Source organism: Paenibacillus sp. FSL E2-0201 (genome assembly GCF_037963325.1).
In the GTDB taxonomy this organism is placed as follows: domain Bacteria; phylum Bacillota; class Bacilli; order Paenibacillales; family Paenibacillaceae; genus Paenibacillus_AQ.
The window spans coordinates 2,455,437-2,474,379 of the sequence record NZ_CP150154.1 but is presented as its reverse complement, the minus strand read 5'-3'; the positions used below and the strand labels follow the sequence as shown (position 1 = coordinate 2,474,379).

Here is an 18,943-nt window from a genome sequence, read left to right as displayed (position 1 = left end):
TATTTCATAAAAAATAGCAAGCTTCTTATTCGAGTCCGGACCAGATCACATTATGTGTGCCAAAAACACCTCTACCATCCCATATCCCTTTATGCCAAGGGAGATACCATGCGGCAACCATCTTTTCTATAGGGTCAATGAACAAGGCACATGCCCCTGCCCCTTCATGAAAATAAGTGCCTTCAGAGTAAGAAGTACTTACATTAAATCGAAGATCCGGCCCAAGTCCGTATGGACGATCCGATCCTCCATCTCCCCATGCGTAGTTTGGAATTTTCTCAGTATTGAACCGCTTGGTCATTCTTTGAACGGCCATACGACTTAAGATATGACCACCTTCGTATTCCCCTTGGTTAAGCAGCATGATTCCGAACTTTTGTATATCAGTAACTGTTGAATATAAACCCCCACCAGTTCCGGGAAGCTTGATTTCTTCTTCAGACCTTTGTTCCTCATCCGTAAATTCCCCGTTTTGCAGCTTCTGAAGATATTCCTTGGCCCCTTCCGAACGAATGGCGATCCTACTCGCTTTCTCTGGCGGTATAACAAAGAAGGTATCTTTCATGCCTAACGGTTTTACAATGTTGTCCATTATGTATTCTTCTGCAAAAACACCCGTTATTTTCTCGATAATTGCACCCAAGATCACATATCCGAACGATGAATACATCCATTGAGTCCCTACTGGAAAATGAAGCCCATAGGAAAGTCCAGCTTGAATCCAGTTTTCTTTTCCAACCTCAGATTCATAAATATACCACCAAGCACTTTTATAGTAAGTATCACTTATAGTGCCATGATCTGGTGCAATGCCGGAGGTATGAGTCAGTAAATGGGCAATTGTAATCGGCTTAAAAGGATCCGCATCAAACTCCGGTAGAATAGAACTAACAGGCTGCCCCATAAAAATCTTACCATTATCCGCAAGCTGCCAGATCGCCGTCGCCGTAAACAGCTTTGTAATTGAAGCAATGCGAAAAATTGTATCCGTTTTCATTTCTTGGGTGCTGTCTTCTTCGTAACTGAAACGTCCCCCGGCACCATTAGCAAATATTTTCCCATAACGACTTAGAGAATAAATATAACCATCAGCTACTTTCTTATCACAGAGATCCCCATAAAAATGATTAAGTGCCTCTAAGCGGTCCTCCCTGTAATTCACTTCGTGCAGCTTACTAAGCTCTGTGGATGATAACATCGTTCACACTCCCCTAATATTAAATAAAAACACAATAAATTCTCATAAATGTAAATATACACCTAACTCATAATACCTTGTCAATGTAATAGTTACAACATGATATTTCACGTACTTATAAATTAATTCAGTTTATTAATTACATAAATAGCATGCGCTAAAAACCTAATAAATGGAAGGTCAATTATATATTTAACTATTCTTTACTGATCTCACTTCCGGTAGCCACTGTCAAGAATCGAGCAAAAAGCGCTGCTCTATTGAACAGCGCTTTTTACTCGATATGAAATGCCTTTATTATTCTAGTTCGGCCGGCTTTACAATGGCTGTACCTTTGTTATTCTTGGAATATTTAGCTTCAATTTTCGTGGTGTATGTATCTTTTTCTCCGTCACTGGTCAGCACATAACTCAGATCGACTGTCAGCTTTTCCGTTTGCCAGGTCTTAGTATTGACGAACAATTTCCAAGTTACGCTTTTCGGTTGAACGGTCTCACCATCCCAGAGATTCTCCTGGTCATACAGTGCGATTATTCCCTTAGCTGCTGTCGGATCAGTTATCGTGAACTGTAGGACCGTCTGTGCGCCAACATTGTTGACTTTCATCGATTTTTTATAACTTTTGACCGAATCAAGCATGGAAACAGGATCATATTGACCTTTCGAGTAAAAAGCATTCCACTCCGCCTTCTCCAGTCCAAGCCAATACTGTGCATTGGGATCGATAGGCTCCCCGTCATCGTCGTAACCCTCGTCTTCAGATTCATCGATAAGCTCACTTCCGTCTACAAGATAGTAATACTCCTTGTCATTGGCATACAGGCTGTAAGATGTTTTTAAAAGACTGCTATCGACGGTGCCTGCTGCGGCAAAATTCGGCAGACGGTTGATATCCAGCTTCAGTGTGTTGGTGTTGCTGATACGCACCCCTCCGCTTTGAATATCCTGTTTTTTGGTCACATCTAAGTGGAAATTCTTTAGTGCTTTGGAGGCTGCCGTTACTTTGCTGATCATTTGATCCGCAGTGACTGCTGCTGTCGTAGCTGCAGACACAACTTGAGGATTAGACATCCATCCGACCGTTCCGGACAGCAATAAAGCACCCGCTGCCAACCCTGTACCTATTGTTTTAAAAAAACTCTTCATGTACTTCCCCTTTCGGCCCCTTGCGATAATGTAACGCCGTATAGGTTGGAATAATAAAAACAGCCCGAAATAGACTACACGTCCTTCAGAACTATCCATAAGACATCCCTATGGCGGCCTGGCGATCATTTCCTTCTGTAGAAAGGCTTTAGACCCATGGCTTTGTGTCATCATCTTTCGATGATTTTACCTTTAACGCGGACATTCAATTAGTTTAAAGGATGTTTGTCCCTTTGCCAATTTTAGCATGGTCATATTTACCTGTAAACGACTTATCTTCCATTTATCTTCACAATAAAGGTAATAGATTAATTTTAATTCAAATTGCTGTTTTCTCTTTCATCAAAATCCTGGTCTAGGCTGGTGTCAGTATTATAAGTCCAATGACCCTTAACATATTTCAAGTAAATAAGAGCTTCGTATTTATCATTGTCCCCCCCTTCATTGTATGTAACATCGCTCCAATCGAGTTTCCCTTGGACGACAGCTTCCTTTTCTCCTAGGTAAACGACTCGTTCGTCGGTTAGCAAGTACCTCGATTCAGAATTGGCAAAGTGCCCCTTCATCATACTTTCCCATGTCACCGAACTGAACACAACAGCATTCCATTCTTTAATAATCGAGGGGTCTGTATATTGGGTAGTAAGATCAAGATTTTCGGAGTTATACGCATTGTAATAGGTTCTTAGATCTGCCAATACGGCATTCTGCTCGGTTTGATGATTCTCCATAATAGCCGCAGCTTTCTTATCAATATCCGCAGGAAGCTCCATACGATTAAAAATCAAGCTATCATTCGCGATCTTCCACTGTCCTCGTTCATATCGAATATCGAAAAGATACACAGCTTCTCGATTCAATTCTTCTGTGTTCTTAATGTAAGTTACTTGAAGATTCGCTTCACTAGCAGAAGTGTATTCAATCCGATCTATTGTCACTTTGAAGTCTTTAACTGCGATTTCACTGATTGGTTGATTAGCTTCATAATCATATTCTAGATTCATATAACCTAATTTAAGATTATCAGATGTTAATAAACGGGGACTAAACGTTTCGTAGTATTTCGTAAGTAGTTCTTGAATAGCAGCGTCCTGACCCTCTCCGTACGGTTTCAAGCTCACGGATAGCTTAGATTGATCATAACTAACCGAATATTTCGCTAAGTTACTAACCAAACGAAGAGGAAGATACACTTGTCCATTAAGGACAGGAATCTCTTTATCCAAATAATAAGTCACTCCGTCGTAGTAGATGATAGCCTCACCAGCCCAGAATTCGATTTCAGCACCTCTTATGACCCCTGAGATTTTACGAGTATCGGGATCAAATGATACCTTATAACCCATGGCGGAGAAAAATTGGCGATATGGCACGTACATAACACCAGACTTTAAGATCGGATGAACGCCAGCAACCCTTACATTATTCACAAACAACTGAATAGATTTGTCAGCAGACGCTGTCCCTATAACAAGCGGTGTAGTCATTATCAAGCAAAAGCTCAGTAAAAGAACCGCAAACTTTCTAACCATTTAACACATCCTATTCTCAATAATGGCGTAATTTGTTCTACCTGTTTAATTCAACTTCTTCTATATTTCCGTCCCATTCCATGATGACTTTTTTATGAAGGGAAGTGTTTCTATAAATACTATTGAACCTGATTAGCTAAGTCTACTAGTTCGGAATCATCCAGTTTGTAATCACCTAACAGATCAAGATTTCCGTTGATATAATAAACAAAGCGGGCCAAGAAACCATCTTTGCTCTCCCACCAAATAGATTGACTGGTCTCATCCTCATCGTAATAAGCCTGTTTTCCGTTTTTTAGTGTATAAGGTTGTTTACCTTGTTCAGATACTTTCTCTGGATCATTTATAACCTTACTTAGAATCAACCTAATTTCCTGTGTGGTCTGCTTGTTTTTATAATGAAAGATATATTGTTGGAGTATATATGGATTATCAAGTTCTATCTTCGTACGAACTTCATTCACTTCAAATGGAAATCTAAACGGCTCAACGAAATCATAATTCATCGATAAAACCCTATCTTGATTACTACCGCTGCATCCACTTATTAAAATAATCAATATTAATAAAACATAAGAAAAAACACTCTTCATCTCTTCCCTCCTTCGTATTACATAACAAGTAAAAGGTAGCAAATTATTTGGGTACACATACCATCAATTCACCTAAGGATACATAAACCAAATATTGGAATTAACATCTATTATATCAAACAAGTATAGAGATTAAAGGAGAATACGAAATTAGCAAACCAAAGAGTACTAGAATGAATTACCTTCACAACAAAAAAAGCATAAAACAGACTCCCGTCCGCTTTATGCTTTGCACCTAAACTTATTTTACAAATCCAAAAAATCTTAGGATAAACAATATTTTACGAGCGCATCACGCACACCATGCTCGTTGTTCGAACCCGTTACAGCATTCGCTGCCGCTTTTACCTCTACAGGAGAATTATCCATCGCCACACCCATTCCTGCGTAAGTAAGCATAGAAATGTCATTAAAATAATTACCGATGGAGAGAACTTCTTCCTGTGGTATTCCCAGCTTCACAGCAAGATTTTTTAAAGCGTTACCTTTAGAGGATTCCGGATGCATCAAATCAACGAAAAATTCACCACTCCGCAAAATGTTGTATTCAGGGGTCCAAGTACGCCATTCACGCTCAGCTTCGTCAAGAATATCTGGCTGTGTAAATACAGTAAACTTAACAACCGGCTCACGGAAATCTTCCCAGGCTGGCAGTGTTGCAGGCACAATACGAAAGTGCTCATACATATAATTAGCTTCTTTTGTCAGGTTCTCTACATTATCAACATACATATCAAAAGCAGTATTCACATCATAATGAATATTGTGTTTACGGCAATAGTCAATATAGGGGTCAAGACCACGTGCATCCATACCGTATTGATGCAATACTTCACGATCTTTCACACGTACCGTTGCTGCCCCGTTGTGACCTAGTACGTAACCAGACAGCCCCATTTCCTCCATAAAAGGAATCGAGTTCTGTGGACTGCGTCCCGTACACAATACGATTTGACCGCCAAGGCGTGTAACCTCAGCAATAGCTTCTTTATTCTCAGAGCTTAAGTGGTGATCATCATTTAATAGCGTACCGTCCACATCTAGTGCAATCAGTTTGTATCTCATACTCCACCATCCTTGTCTTTCTTTTTCTATATTATTCTTTAGATGATTCTGCGCCTAAGAGTGCCAGTTCCTCTAACGTCAGTTCCCGACAAGCTCCAAGCGGCAGACTTTCATCCAGCTTCAATTCTCCCATAGATACACGTTTCAGAAAAGTGACTTTTTTGCCTACCGCCTGAAACATACGCTTCACCTGATGAAATTTCCCCTCAGTGATGATAAGTGAAATATGAGAAATCACTTTGCTGCCGCACTCTCTTCCAAGAATGGTTAAGTGTGCAGGTAAAGTAACGTAGCCATCTTCCAGCTCCACCCCTGCTGCAAAAGCCGCGACATCATCCGCGTCTACATCGCCCTCGATGGTTGCCTCGTACGTTTTCGGGACATGCTTACGTGGCGACAGCAATTCATGGGCAAGCTTCCCATCATTAGTGATCAGAAGCAGTCCCACAGTATCCTTATCTAGCCTTCCTACAGGAAACGGTTCAAACTGTGCATATTCATGCTTTAAAAGATCCAAAACTGTCCGATCCCGCTTGTCCTCCGTAGCTGACAGGACACCCGGGGGTTTGTTCATCATAAGATATATGAATTCACGGTAGGTAACAGCCTCTCCCCCTACCTCTATTTTATCGGCATAAGGATCCACATGGTACCCACTATCTTTTACCACTGTCCCGTTCACCAATATTAAGCCTTGTTTAGCTTGTTTACGGATATCACTGCGCGACCCCACTCCAATATGGGACAATACTTTATCTAATCGTTGTTTTTTGGCGGGCTTACCTGATTGGCTCATTGTTACATCCACCTCCAGCCTGCGGGATATTCGTTCTTGAGTATGCCATCCTGCCATTTCCCCCAGCCTGCGCTATAACCGTCAATGCAGACCAGAACGTATCCTTTTTGGGCACTTCCTATTCTAATAGAGAGACGTTCTTGAGCAATCGACAACGTCTCTCCTTTAAGATAGGAAATAGCTTCATGATTCGTACTGGAGAGTGAGACACTTCGGCAGCTTTCTCCCGGATGTAAAGCTGTAGCCATCGGATGACCTGGAATAAATCTGCCGTTACGGATTTGTCCTACATACCATCCCGGACGAATCGTCTTTAATCCATTTAGTCTTTCCTTAGGAAGCGGAGAAATGTACAAATGATCCCCGAACAGAACAGGATATCCTTGAGGTTCCCAGCCAAGCTGATCTCGTACAAAACTCCCATACGCTGCCAAAGCCTGCTCGTCACCTGAAACTTGCCGACCACGGTCAGCGCCACCAGTAGCTTTGTGAGAGGATTTCCCTTCTTTCCCCCGTCTTCCTTCTGATTTATTGGATGATTTAACATGTGCTGCACTTTTTGGAGTAGTAGTTCTTGCTCTTGCAGATTCGTTTAACTTGACCTCTAAGTGATCACGTTCCTCCATTGAGCGCTTAGTTCCCCCATGTTGCAATACAGCCATGAAATGTCCTTCGCCTTTCACCTTATGCGGCCACAGTCTTGCTGTACCTGAGAGTTCTCCGAAGCCAGGAGCGAATGAGCCTGTACCTCCTACCGCTACCACTGAGAACTGTGGATGTTCAGAAATAAACTCCGCTATAATTTCCTCATTTTCTTCTGTAGCAAAGGTACAGGTGGAATAGACAAGTGTACCTCCCGGTGCCAATGCTGTTGCAGCAGAACGTAAAATATCCCGCTGCATGGAAGCATATTTGGCAGGTGTACCTGAATCCCACTGCTTCACCATGTCTTCATCTTTACGAAACATCCCTTCACCTGAGCAGGGAGCATCAATCAAGATTTTGTCAAAAAATAATGGGAATGCAGCCGCGATATGATCTGGGCTTTCATTCAGTACAACACCATTACGCACTCCATACAGCTCCAGATTTTTGGCTAGAGCTTTAGTCCGTTCCGGATGAAGATCATTACTAACCAGCAAGCCTTCCCCTAACAGCTTGGCTGAAATCTGAGTAGATTTTCCTCCAGGTGCGGCACATAAATCAAGTACACGATCACCCGGCTCTACATTAAGCAATTCTACAGGTGCCATCGCACTTGGCTCTTGAATGTAATACAATCCTGCGTGGTAGTGAGGATGTTTGCCTGGTCTAGCGCCATTCTCTGTATAAAATCCAGTAGGACACCAAGGAATCGGTTCCAATCCTAAAGCAGAAAGAGATTTTAAACTCTCCACGGAAATTTTCAATGTGTTAACACGGACGCCTCCGTAAGGAGTTTCCTTATAAGAATTCGCAAATTGATTATAATCTGTTCCCAGCATGTCCATCATACGTTCGCTGAAAGAACTAGGCAATTGTGCCGCCATGATGCCGTCCTCCTGATAGTATTGCAAAAATTTAGGTGTTTAAAGATTCAAGGAACACCCTTACGGGTGTCCCTTATACAATACTCATATATAGAGGATCTTTTACTTACGATGAAAGGATGTCGGTCTCTGAGGACCACGTCGTTGAGGGTTATTCGGTGTGATAGCTACAGCTGCAGTCTCCACTTGGTCGGCTAGACTTGGATCAATAATCTCTATGGTTAGATCGTAATAAGAAAATGGCCGCTCATCATATAATGCTAAGCGCCGAACATAATCTTTCACTTCTTCCACGAGTTTCGCCAGATTAATGCCGAGTGTCACTGCTGGATATTCTTCCAGTTTGGCAGAAGCACCACTCAGCATAATAGCTGCACCGCGAACATTCTGATTGCGAAAATGGTATAACCCTACCGCTACTTGGAGAAGTGCTTTGTACAAAGTATTTCGGTCCTGGGCAAGCCACAGTTCTTCGAGCACCTCGTGACATTCAAAATAATCCCTGTCACGATTAAAGTACACTAGGTATTCCAAGTACAATGGTTCATAAGCCATCCGGTAAACTATCCTTTTTAGCTGCGGAAAGAAGTCCCCGTACATGATCCAGAAGCTCCTTCATTGCTTCCATATCCTGAACCTGCCATATTTCGTTAAAGCGAGCCTGCGTATCTATTGCTTCATTCACCAAATGATAGAAATACAATTGATGAATGGCCTTGAGAATCTGAGTGGTCATATTCGAATTTTCCTCGAATGTCTTCTGTGCTTCCAGAATCTCTTCCCGAATACTGGACATTTCGCTGTCGAGGATCGATGCTGCTTCAGCTGCTGTTTTTAGTCGAACACGCATTTCATCGGGTAGACTTTCCCGATATTTATAGTTCAGGGAATGCTCTATGGTTGCCCAGAAATTCATAGCTAGCGTACGAATTTGGATCTCCGCGAGCACAATTTTCTGGCCAAGCGCTGTCTGCACAGGATATTTAATAATCATATGGAAGCTGCGGTAGCCGCTCTCTTTATAATTAGTGATGTAATCCTTCTCATAGAGTACTTCAAGATCCTTACGGGCCCGGATATATTCGGCCACTCTGCGGATATCCTCCACGAATTGGCACATGATCCGAATTCCTGCAATATCTTCAATCCCCGTTTCCAGATCTTCCATCTTCACATTCAGCCGTTTAGCCTTTTCCAGAATGCTTGACAGCCGCTTTACACGACCAGTTACGAATTCTATCGGCGTGTATTCCTCTCTTTTCTTCAACTCCGAACGCATTGTTTTGAATTTAACTTTCAATTCTTCCACAGTCTGTTCATATGGAAGCAAAAAAGTTCCCCAGTCCCTGCCGTCCATCGCCTTCGTCCTCCTGTCCTTTCGTCTCCTTCAGTGATGATCAGCGCCCACTGCTTCAGAGATATGACTGAATCCATCCCGCCGTAAGAGCTGCCGTAATCCGGCATGCAATTTGCGGTTAACCTCCGGTCCTTCGTAGATGAGAGCTGTATAAATTTCTACCAGACTCGCACCTGCTCTTATCTTGTCATACGCATCCTGACTGGTGAAAATGCCGCCTGATCCAATAATCGGCATCTTCCCTTTCGTCTGGCGATAAATACTGCGAATGATCTCCGTTGAGCGGTCGCGTAGCGGCTTACCGCTTAAGCCCCCCGTCTCATTAGCCTTTTCATGACTAAGTCCATCACGGTTCAATGTAGTATTCGTAGCAATAATACCATCCATACCAGCTTCTGTTAGTGCCTGAACCATATATTCAAGCTCTTCGTCACTTACGTCTGGTGCTATCTTAACCAACAAACTTTTGGTAATACCGGTGGCTTTACACTGAATCTCCATCTCTTCCTTCACTTGTGCTAACAGGAACGCTAATTCACTGCCATGCTGGAGACTGCGCAGACCAGGTGTATTCGGCGAGCTGATATTGACCACAAAAAAATCACCGTACGGATAAAGCGTACGGATGCATTGACGATAGTCTTCATGAGCCGCTTCATTACTAGTTATCTTATTCCGGCCAATATTAACTGCTATCGGAATTCTCCGATTCTTTAATTTCTTCAGTCGCTGTGCCATAGCATCAGCCCCTTCGTTATTGAAGCCCATTCGATTAATCAGCGCTTCATCCGAAGGAAGACGGAACAAACGCGGGCTATCATTACCCGGTTGACCCTTAGGGGTAACCGTGCCCACTTCCATAAATCCGAACCCGATCGAAGAGAATCCAACTACCGCTTCGGCATTTTTATCCAATCCTGCTGCAAGTCCAACCGGGGACGGAAAATGCTGGCCGAACAGATCAACAGCTAAATCCGCCGTTTCAGGAACTCCGTACATTAAACGCAGCGCAGCGCTTCCGCCTGGCACTGATGACGATTTATCCAATCCACCTATGACGAGATGGTGAGCCTTCTCGGGATCAATCTTAAAGAAAATTGGTTTACCAAAATTACGATACAACACCGTTCTCGCTCCTTAAGGGGTACTTCACAAATCCACGTGTCTACCCGTTTCTGTAGGTTTCTTCTTAATTTTAGCCTTTTCTTGAACAAAAGAAAAGTATTTTACAGTGCGAGTATGTAGAGTACATGATGCTGAGTATAGTAATTTTCTTGTAAACGCATTACAATATAGGTGTATTCAGCGATTAAGAGAGAAAGAAGGTATGCCCAGTATGTCAACTAAACGTAAACCACCAACTTTGCAGCAAAAGAAAGAAGAAGTTAACCGTAAAGCGCTAATGTGGATTGGCGTCAGTTTAACTTTACTAATTCTTCTAATCATCGTTCTGTTTATCGTTGCAGGAAACTAATTCAGCCAGTGGTATACTTTGTGGGGGTTGGTCTGATCATGCTTAGCAGTAGAGCTGAAGCGTTTAGCCGGCACAATCTGCTTTTCAGGCAGAACCCCTTTACTAATCACTACTTTTGTACCTTTAGGAATCAGCGCGAATAGCTCCTCCACATCTTCTCGCCCCATACGAATACATCCAAGTGATTCATCCTTGCCGACACTGTCAGGCTCATTCGTGCCATGAATCGCATAATTACTATCTGAAAGCTGAAGCCCTCTGCTACCAAAATCCCCATCATCTCGTCCATTCGGATTCACTACTTTATCTGTAATGAAGAATTCACCCTCCGGTGTCTTATCTCCGCCAAGCCCTACTGCATAATTCCGTAAAATAATAGAACCACTGACAACGGCCAATCGGTAGTTTTGTTTATCTACAATGACTCTTAGCGGCTGATCAAAAAAAGGAATATCACTCGCAACACTTCCACTTTCACTTAATGCTGTCGGTATACTCCTTACACCCTCGTTAGTTGAGCTTGAAGGCTCCGCAGTGGCTTCTGTCGCTCCCTGTGTCACCTTAGTCATAGCTACCGCTTTAAGAGGGCCGAATTCCCGCTGCATGACGGTTGTCGTCCCACCAATCCAGTTCTCAGGAAAAGTTCCTGTTAATTCCGATAAAGTAGCAGGAAGCTTACCTTTATCATTCTGGTAAGACCGCATTGCACTCCATAATGTGGCAATTTCCTCTTGGTCACTCTGCCACACTGCCGCATCCTTGGCAAGCTCACCTTGCTCAGGCGGCTCACATGCACATGCCTTAGGATCGTAAGACTGATACACCATCCGTCCCTTTCCATTCTTTTGCAGCGTGAAATTTAGAGGAAGCTTTTCTTTCCATAGCAGCCATTTACCCTCTCGCTCCATCCCTAATGCAGCAGCTTGAAAAGGTTCTTTACGGATTAGCATTTTCGCCATTACTTTCCCTTGCGAAGCCGCGCCATTATTCTCTTGCGCCGTATACATCATTTTTCCTGCCTCGATAACAAGCTCTTGGACAGAGTCTTTTTGATCAGGCAGATCTTTGACTTCTGAAACAGACGCATCTTGAAGCACTTCTTGATCTTCTTTAACACCAATGCCCGGAGCCACTGCTGAAGGTACCATTAGCAATATTAGAAGCATTAGTACCATTGATATGTATCTCAATCTTTGTTGACCGCGCTCACGCTGGCGACTCACCTGCAGCAATCCATCTTCGTATTCGCGTAGCATTTCAGCAGGTACCTTACTATGCTCGAAAGCCTCATATACTTCACCAGCCTGATTGAAGCAATAGTTGGCTTTTCCTTGTTGACCGTTCTTATAGTATTCCTTCCCCAGCAAGTACCATGCCATCTTGTTATCCGGGTGCATCTGTACATATGCTTTGAGGTGCTGTGAGTTCTTCATCGGAACCTCCGAGTATTTATAATTCCTACCTTATTAATATCGGTCAGACATAGCAAAAAAGACATCCCTAGCTGAACAAAAAGTTCAAAGGAGATGTCTTTATGTTGTGTCGTACGTTACTCTTTATCGAGTAATTAACCTTCTTTGTTAAAAGGTTCGTCCGCAATTTTAATGGAGTCGGTTGGGCAACCGTCACAGGAATCTTGGAGATCATCAAACAAATCATCCGGAATCGCTGTCACACCGTGGTTTCCGTCATTTTCATAAATAACTTCCGCCAAACCTTCATCATCGTAATCAAAAATATCAGGAGCCGTCGCGCCACATGCACCGCAAGCGATACAAGTGTCTTTTTCGACCCAAGTGTACTTAGCCATTTTTTCTCTGCCTCCCGTTGAGCAATACTGCGCTGTTGAACCAGCGTCTTATTTTTCTCATATTAATATAAAAAGAATACAATTTCAATTGATTTTCAATACGTTTGCATTTCTGACGCAATCTACGGCATATATTTTGACACGTCAAAGAACGTTCTTGTCACTCATTATCCGGCTCAACAGATAGCAGATTATCCTTTTGCAGCGAGGTACCACGTTCTTTATGATTACGAAGCCTTGCAGAATGAGCATCACTTAACATCCCGGCGGTCAAAACTGCATTTTCACCAAATTTATTGCGCAGCATATCCATAGCCTTGGTCAGTGATTCTTTCTTTGGCTGACGTTCGTAATCGAACAAATCCAGTTGAATTGCAGATTCCTCTTTAGCGATCAATCCTTGCAATGTCACACCAAGCAGTCGAACTGGCTTCTCACCATTCCAATGTCGAACATAGAGATCACAAACAGACTTGTAGATATCTTCACCACTCTCTGAAGGTGCCTCAAGCTGACGCGAGCGAGTAATCGTCTTCATATCTGGCGTTCGAATGGTAAGCTGAACACCAGAAGCAACAAGCCCCTGCTTACGCAAGCGCCGGGCTACCTGATCACTTAAATTCAGCAAAATGGGTCGTACCTCAGCAAGGCCAACGACATCCCGCGGCAGTGTGGTGGTGTGTCCGATCGACTTACTTTGCTCTCGCTCAGGATTTACTATCCCATGATCGATGCCGTTCCCTGCACGCTTTAGCCATGAGCCCATAACTCCAAAATTCTCAACCAGCATTTTCTCATCCGCTGCTGCTAATTGACCAATACTGTAAATACCCAGCTTTCGAAGCTTTTCTGCTGTTTTTCCACCTATACCAAACATTTCATTACATGGCTTGTCCCATAAAATCTTAGGAACATCACGAAGCCGCAGTACCGATATACCATTTGGTTTTTTTAAATCGGAGGCCATCTTCGCCAGCAGCTTATTTGGGGCAATACCAATAGAGCACGGCAAACCCAATTCTTCCATTATACGTCGTTGGATAGTTTCCGCAATTTCCATAGGAGTACCGAATTGCCTGGAGCCCGTGATATCTAAGTAACATTCATCTATCGACACTGCTTCCAATAAAGGTGTATAGCTATAGGCAATCTGCATAAAAGCATTAGAATATTTCCGGTATAAATGGAAGTCCGGCTTAATAACGATAAGCGATGGACAAATCCGAAGTGCCTTTTGTACCTGCATACCCGTCGAGATCCCCAATCTGCGGGCGACATACGAACAAGTAACAATGATCCCTTTCCGTAATTCAACACTACCTGCAACTGCAGTAGCCTTACCTCTGAATTGGTCCGGGTCCTCTGCCTCATGCACCGAGCAATAAAAAGCATTCATATCCACATGCAGGATGACCCTGCCACTCGTTGGATAATACTGATCAACATTCTGCACAATATCTACCTTCTTATCTTCAGGGTCTCTATTGTCCAATTTAGAATACCTCTCCGCTGCGGTTAGGTCAACTTTAGTGGCTGTAAAGTTCTTTGTTACATTCCCGCGTAAAAATGCTATAATATATAAATTCATTTCCCTTGCCAATGCTTCCGATGTGAGTTTTGCACGAAGTGAATCCGGAAGACGAAGCTTACAAAACTTTTAGGAGGACACTCATGTCTAAGTCCATCTCCATCTTCGATACTACATTACGCGACGGCACCCAAGGTGAAGGTATCAGTCTGTCGGCTGACGACAAGCTGAAGATTGCCAAGAAGCTCGATGATCTGGGTGTGCACTATATTGAAGGTGGCATCCCGGGAAGCAACAATAAAGACATTGAATTTTTTAAAAGAGTCAAGGAGCTTCATTTGAACGCCAAAATTACAGCGTTCGGCAGCACTCGGCGGAAGAATTCCTTGGCCGAAAACGATGACAATTTAAAACGTATGATTGATGCAGGGGTTCCTGCTGCTACACTCGTCGGAAAATCTTGGGATTTTCATGTGCACACTGCATTACAAACTACACTTGAGGAGAATCTCGCCATGATTGGCGACTCCATATCCTACTTGAAACGTCAAGGCCTAGAAGTGATTTTTGATGCCGAGCATTTCTTTGACGGGTACAAGAACAACCCTGAATATGCAGCAGCCGTTCTGTCCAAAGCCAGGGAAGCCGGAGCAGATTGGCTTGTGATGTGCGATACCAACGGTGGAACATTACCATTTGAAATTCATGAGATCGTTACTACTCTGAGTCAACAACTCCCAGGAGCGAATTTCGGAATTCACACTCACAATGACTGTGAGTTGGCGGTAGCTAATACCCTTAGCGCCATCGGAGCTGGAGCACGGCAAGTTCAAGGCACCATCAATGGGTACGGTGAACGTTGTGGCAATGCCAATCTATGTTCTATCATCCCTACCCTTCAGCTCAAAATGGGGTACCACTGTATTCCTGGTGATTCATTACCACAGCTAACGAACACAGCACGCTACATCAGTGAAGTAGCCAATGTTAATATGCCGGTAAACCAGCCATACGTTGGAAATGCAGCCTTCGCACACAAAGGTGGAATCCATGTCTCCGCCATCATGCGTGATTCACGGACCTATGAGCACATCGCTCCTGAGCTTGTCGGCAACAAGCAACGCGTCCTGGTCTCTGAACTGGCTGGACAGAGCAACGTGCTCTCCAAAGCGCAGGATATGGGTTTAAATCTGGACCCAAGCAGTGAGCAAGCTCGCCGGGTGATCGAAAAGATCAAAACGATGGAACATCAAGGTTATCAATTTGAAGGTGCCGATGCGTCACTGGAGCTTCTTCTTCGGGAAGCTACCGGTGAGATGAACGAAACCTTCACTTTTGAATCCTTCAAGATGTTAGTCGAAAAAACCGCAGAGCATCCCGTAGTCTCTGAAGCCTTCGTGAAATTGAAAGTGGGCAATGAGAACCTCTATACCGCTGCTGAAGGTAACGGTCCGGTCAACGCACTCGACAACGCTCTTCGTAAAGCGCTGCAGACTTACTTCCCGCAGTTGAAAGATATGCATCTATCCGACTATAAAGTCCGTGTAATAGATGAACAGGATCAGACTGCGGCAAAGGTACGAGTATTGATTGAATCTAAGAACTTCACAGACACTTGGAGTACGGTTGGCGTCTCCAGTAACGTCATTGAAGCAAGCTGGGAAGCACTTGTTGACAGTATGCGTTACGCACTTCTGAATCAACTCTCGCTGGACAATGAAAATTCTGCAAGTAGTGAACCTAGAGGTCTGGTAAATCATTAATTCATATCGTTTATAAGCATTCATATGACGAAGAACCCCCTTCAACAGTCCAACTGTAATGAAGGGGGCCTTTTATAATTCTAGGTGTAGATCCTTTATGGTCCTGTAAGCTTGATTATTTTCTTCTCCAGCTCTTCCGGACTAAGAATGCCCAAAATAATTTCTGAGATGACTCCATTCTTGTCAATAAGCACGTTGGTTGGAAATACAGCTCCGTTATATTTGCTATATACCTCATCTTTCACATCAAACATAACCGGGAATACAAGACCGTATTTCTTGATAAAACGTTCTGCATTAGGTTTATAATCCTGACTGCTCACATTAATACCGTAAATATCTAGAACATCCTTATACTTTTCCGCCATGGCATTAAGCTCAGGAGCTTCCTGCTTGCAGGGATCACACCAGGATGCCCAGAAATTAACGAGGACCGCCTTCTCACGCGGACCGTTAACAGCATAGATAGTTCCATCCGTTCCTTGGAGTGAAAATGAAGGCGCGAGCAGTCCAGCCCTAGGCCCAATTTTCATCGGTGGCTCATCTTGCTGTCCAAAAACAGCGACAGCCTTCGGCTCACGATTATGCCACACCGCAAACCCTGCTACGCATACAATAAGAATCACTATCGTGATATTTAATTTATTTACTGCTTTCATTGGGATCTGTTCCTTTTCAAATGGAATAGTTTTCTACTATTGTACCCTCATTAACTTCAATTTCAAACCATCCATTTTTTAGAGAAATAGAAATATAAAAATTTTTGTATAGCAAGAAACTTGTACACATATTTTCATACAAAAAAGAGGGTTCCGTCAGCGACGAAACCCTAATGAAGAGAGAGGGGTGAACAAATGGCAACATTACAGGGAAATATTCAGCCTATAAGACTGAAACATTCCGTACAGCAAGCGCTGGGGAAGCACCTGCTGTCCAGTTATCCGCATGAAGCATGCGGAGTCCTGCTGGGTGCTGCCGCAGCGGGTGGCATGCTCATCGATACTTACGTACCTATGCGCAACGTAGCGCCAGACCCGCTGCACACATTTACTCCCCACCCTGAAGAGTGGATTCATGTCCTTTACAATGAGCCGACACTCATCGGTTTATTTCATTCCCATCCAAATTCAGAACCAATACCCTCGCTCGCTGATTATAAAGGATTAGCAGCACTAGGGCCTGAATTTAAGATCTACCTTATCGGTTCTCCCAGAATTAAAGATGGTTGCTCTCCAATTCTGAATGGATTTTATATTGAGCGGTATTCAAATGAACAAGGAACACCTGTCCCTGAATTAATTCAAGCCCCGCTTCACGTTCTACTCAAATAAGCATATAAATCACCTAAGGTATCTACTTGACCCCGCTCCGAAATTTCTCGAAGATAAGCCACCCATAGTTGGGCTGTCATTTTGGCATCTTCTAATGCATTGTGACGTCCACGAATCGGAATTTCATGGACATTTAACAGCTCGTCGAGTGTATAGTTGCTACGCTGCGGCTCGAGCCAACGTGCAAGCATCATCGTATCCAGCACCCGGTGTGTAAGCTGAACTTTAGAAGTTTTCCATAACGCAGCATTAAGAAAAGCTTTATCATGAGAGCTTGCATGTGCCACCAGCACATTTTGCCCGACAAAGGACATAAAATTGTGAAGACCATCTATTAAGGAGGGGGCGGATTGTGTCATTTCTTCCGTTATCCCTGTTAACCTCGTAATATCATCTGGAATAGTCGTCTGACAATTCACCAAGGTATAAAAGCATTCATCTTCCTTAATATTCTCTCCAACAACCTTAATTGCACCAAACGACATAATTTCATCCCCATGCTGATGAGAGAATCCCGTCGTCTCTAAGTCAAATATAACAGTCTCAAGTTCTGACAGCGGGGTACGCAGCACCTCAGGACGACGCTTTTCACGCATGAGTGATCGGATATAGGCCATTTGCTGTGCAGTCTGATGAGCCGTTTCTCCACCCTTCATCGAAGCGATCGCCGACGGCATTCCGCCTTGTCTCAGGTTATTCCAAAATCCCCCATTCTTGTTCGGCTCCCTCATGTTCGCCACCTTTCCGCTGAGCGGAGCTGACGCTGCAACGCCCGATGAAGACGTCTAACAAGCAGCAGACTTTCTCGCAGCTCAGACAACAGCTGCTTATTCTTCAGTTCACTTTCAGCAACATAATCACTGCTGATTAACAGTCCATCCTGGACACTAAATGGTGTGTTCACTCGCATCCGCATCGCCAGCAAGAAAGCTCGCCGAATATTATCCAAATGTTGATACTTGTGAAGCTTATCAAGCTCTTCAATTCGCTCTAAGGTCGAGTTAGCTTTAATTCCATGCAATAATGACAATCGTCTAACAATATTTACTAATGGGATATAGACCCCATACTTAATATCAAATCCACCTGCATAATCACCAAAGCGCTCTGTCAACACCTGTCCCAGCAGATTCAAAGTCGCTTTATGGCGGACTGTATTACGAAGAACGGCAACGGACAACTTTTCGTTGTCAACAAAGCCTTCATAAAAAGCCTCTTGCCACAGCGCTGATAACTCAGCACTTCCTGCAACATGGCGCATATCTGAAGAAATGATAAGATACCGGATAGGCTCCCATTCCAATTGGGTTCTCCATTCCTTCAATTGCTCCATCCATTCAGATAAGGTCTTCCGCCACATCCCTTGGGAACACATGACCTTCCCTGCACATTTCTCATATCCTACCTCTTCAAGCAGATCGGATAATATCGTTCCAAAAAATTCAAAATATCTATTCTTCTCACCATCTGGCTCACCGTCAACGATCAGTCCATTATCCTGATCACTCCACAGCGTAGCCTCCTGCCTCCCACTACTGCCAAACACAATAAAGGAATAAGCACAGGGAGGCGGGCCATAGCCCGCCTCTTTCATTTGCGCCTCACATATGAGTACCGCAGTCTGTGCAATAAGATCATGCATCGTATTCACACGAAACATCCATTCCTCAATTGGAATCACATTTAACTGTTCAAGCAGAATACTTTGGCAAGCAATTCGCCTCTCTTTAAGCTCCTGTGGCGAACCGGCTAAGACGATGGTCCTAAAGCTTTCATCATTATACTCATCTGTTAACTCCATCGAAGCCACACGGTCCGCCT

General features: G+C 43.5%; 19 protein-coding genes and 1 riboswitch. Of the genes, 3 read left to right on the top strand and 16 right to left on the bottom strand.

Going from position 1 to position 18,943, the window contains the following annotated elements; genetic code table 11:
- Positions 1–25: 25 nt before the first annotated feature.
- From NSU15_RS10790 to NSU15_RS10745, 10 genes are all read right to left on the bottom strand, one after another.
- Positions 26–1,198, bottom strand: a complete 1,173-nt coding sequence (locus NSU15_RS10790) for a serine hydrolase domain-containing protein (RefSeq protein ID WP_076119710.1) — start codon at positions 1,196–1,198, stop codon at positions 26–28.
- A 297-nt stretch (positions 1,199–1,495) separates the two neighbouring features.
- On the bottom strand, positions 1,496–2,344 hold the full coding sequence (locus NSU15_RS10785; protein WP_339290303.1) for a DUF6612 family protein: 849 nt from the start codon (positions 2,342–2,344) through the stop codon (positions 1,496–1,498).
- A gap of 109 nt (positions 2,345–2,453) precedes the next feature.
- Positions 2,454–2,545, bottom strand: a riboswitch (cyclic di-GMP riboswitch).
- 113 nt (positions 2,546–2,658) lie between these two features.
- A complete protein-coding gene (locus NSU15_RS10780) occupies positions 2,659–3,876 on the bottom strand; it encodes a copper amine oxidase N-terminal domain-containing protein (protein WP_339290301.1) in 1,218 nt (405 codons plus the stop codon).
- A 119-nt stretch (positions 3,877–3,995) separates the two neighbouring features.
- Positions 3,996–4,469 carry a hypothetical protein gene (locus tag NSU15_RS10775; protein WP_339290299.1) on the bottom strand — a complete coding sequence of 158 codons (474 nt, stop codon included), beginning with the start codon at positions 4,467–4,469 and terminating at the stop codon, positions 3,996–3,998.
- Positions 4,470–4,733: 264 nt separating this feature from the next.
- A complete protein-coding gene (locus NSU15_RS10770; RefSeq protein WP_339290297.1) occupies positions 4,734–5,534 on the bottom strand; it encodes a Cof-type HAD-IIB family hydrolase in 801 nt (266 codons plus the stop codon).
- Between the two features lie 31 nt (positions 5,535–5,565).
- Positions 5,566–6,330, bottom strand: a complete 765-nt coding sequence (locus NSU15_RS10765; RefSeq protein WP_339290296.1) for a pseudouridine synthase — start codon at positions 6,328–6,330, stop codon at positions 5,566–5,568.
- 2 nt (positions 6,331–6,332) lie between these two features.
- Positions 6,333–7,859 (bottom strand): RsmB/NOP family class I SAM-dependent RNA methyltransferase, encoded by a 1,527-nt coding sequence (locus tag NSU15_RS10760; RefSeq protein ID WP_339290294.1) that lies wholly within the window; start codon positions 7,857–7,859, stop codon positions 6,333–6,335.
- 102 nt (positions 7,860–7,961) lie between these two features.
- Complete coding sequence (locus tag NSU15_RS10755; RefSeq protein WP_339290292.1) at positions 7,962–8,414, bottom strand: DUF309 domain-containing protein; 453 nt, start codon at positions 8,412–8,414, stop codon at positions 7,962–7,964.
- The gene (locus NSU15_RS10750; RefSeq protein ID WP_042126350.1) at positions 8,404–9,216 is read right to left on the bottom strand and encodes a GTP pyrophosphokinase family protein; all 813 of its coding nucleotides are present in this window, start codon (positions 9,214–9,216) and stop codon (positions 8,404–8,406) included. The genes NSU15_RS10755 and NSU15_RS10750 overlap by 11 nt, the downstream gene beginning before the upstream one ends.
- A 30-nt stretch (positions 9,217–9,246) precedes the next feature.
- The gene (locus NSU15_RS10745; protein WP_339290290.1) at positions 9,247–10,341 is read right to left on the bottom strand and encodes a quinone-dependent dihydroorotate dehydrogenase; all 1,095 of its coding nucleotides are present in this window, start codon (positions 10,339–10,341) and stop codon (positions 9,247–9,249) included.
- Positions 10,342–10,552: 211 nt separating this feature from the next.
- Here NSU15_RS10745 and NSU15_RS10740 point away from each other — a divergent pair, with 211 nt between their 5' ends.
- On the top strand, positions 10,553–10,690 hold the full coding sequence (locus NSU15_RS10740; RefSeq protein WP_167348489.1) for a hypothetical protein: 138 nt from the start codon (positions 10,553–10,555) through the stop codon (positions 10,688–10,690).
- Here NSU15_RS10740 and NSU15_RS10735 read toward each other — a convergent pair.
- The 3 genes from NSU15_RS10735 to NSU15_RS10725 all read right to left on the bottom strand — a co-directional run bounded on the left by NSU15_RS10735 (position 10,687) and on the right by NSU15_RS10725 (position 13,953).
- The gene (locus tag NSU15_RS10735; protein WP_339290288.1) at positions 10,687–12,123 is read right to left on the bottom strand and encodes a L,D-transpeptidase; all 1,437 of its coding nucleotides are present in this window, start codon (positions 12,121–12,123) and stop codon (positions 10,687–10,689) included. The genes NSU15_RS10740 and NSU15_RS10735 overlap by 4 nt on opposite strands.
- A gap of 134 nt (positions 12,124–12,257) precedes the next feature.
- Entirely contained in the window at positions 12,258–12,500 is a 243-nt protein-coding gene (locus tag NSU15_RS10730; protein ID WP_042126345.1) for a ferredoxin, read from the bottom strand.
- Between the two features lie 160 nt (positions 12,501–12,660).
- Positions 12,661–13,953 (bottom strand): DNA polymerase IV, encoded by a 1,293-nt coding sequence (locus tag NSU15_RS10725; RefSeq protein WP_339291314.1) that lies wholly within the window; start codon positions 13,951–13,953, stop codon positions 12,661–12,663.
- A gap of 218 nt (positions 13,954–14,171) precedes the next feature.
- Here NSU15_RS10725 and cimA point away from each other — a divergent pair, with 218 nt between their 5' ends.
- Positions 14,172–15,791 (top strand): citramalate synthase, encoded by a 1,620-nt coding sequence (gene cimA / locus NSU15_RS10720; RefSeq protein WP_042126343.1) that lies wholly within the window; start codon positions 14,172–14,174, stop codon positions 15,789–15,791.
- A 95-nt stretch (positions 15,792–15,886) separates the two neighbouring features.
- Here the strand turns inward: cimA and NSU15_RS10715 are convergent, their stop codons facing one another.
- The gene (locus NSU15_RS10715; RefSeq protein WP_339290284.1) at positions 15,887–16,450 is read right to left on the bottom strand and encodes a TlpA disulfide reductase family protein; all 564 of its coding nucleotides are present in this window, start codon (positions 16,448–16,450) and stop codon (positions 15,887–15,889) included.
- 195 nt (positions 16,451–16,645) lie between these two features.
- On the opposite strand from NSU15_RS10715, the gene NSU15_RS10710 reads away from it, so the two are divergent.
- Complete coding sequence (locus tag NSU15_RS10710; RefSeq protein WP_339290282.1) at positions 16,646–17,122, top strand: M67 family metallopeptidase; 477 nt, start codon at positions 16,646–16,648, stop codon at positions 17,120–17,122.
- Here the strand turns inward: NSU15_RS10710 and NSU15_RS10705 are convergent.
- Together NSU15_RS10705 and NSU15_RS10700 are read right to left on the bottom strand one after the other, a co-directional pair.
- Positions 17,104–17,853: an exonuclease domain-containing protein gene (locus NSU15_RS10705; RefSeq protein ID WP_339290281.1), complete on the bottom strand. Its 750-nt coding sequence runs from the start codon at positions 17,851–17,853 to the stop codon at positions 17,104–17,106. The genes NSU15_RS10710 and NSU15_RS10705 overlap by 19 nt on opposite strands.
- Positions 17,850–18,923 carry a DUF294 nucleotidyltransferase-like domain-containing protein gene (locus NSU15_RS10700; protein WP_042132052.1) on the bottom strand — a complete coding sequence of 358 codons (1,074 nt, stop codon included), beginning with the start codon at positions 18,921–18,923 and terminating at the stop codon, positions 17,850–17,852. Before NSU15_RS10700 ends, NSU15_RS10705 begins: the two co-directional genes overlap by 4 nt.
- Between the last annotated feature and the right edge of the window lie 20 nt (positions 18,924–18,943).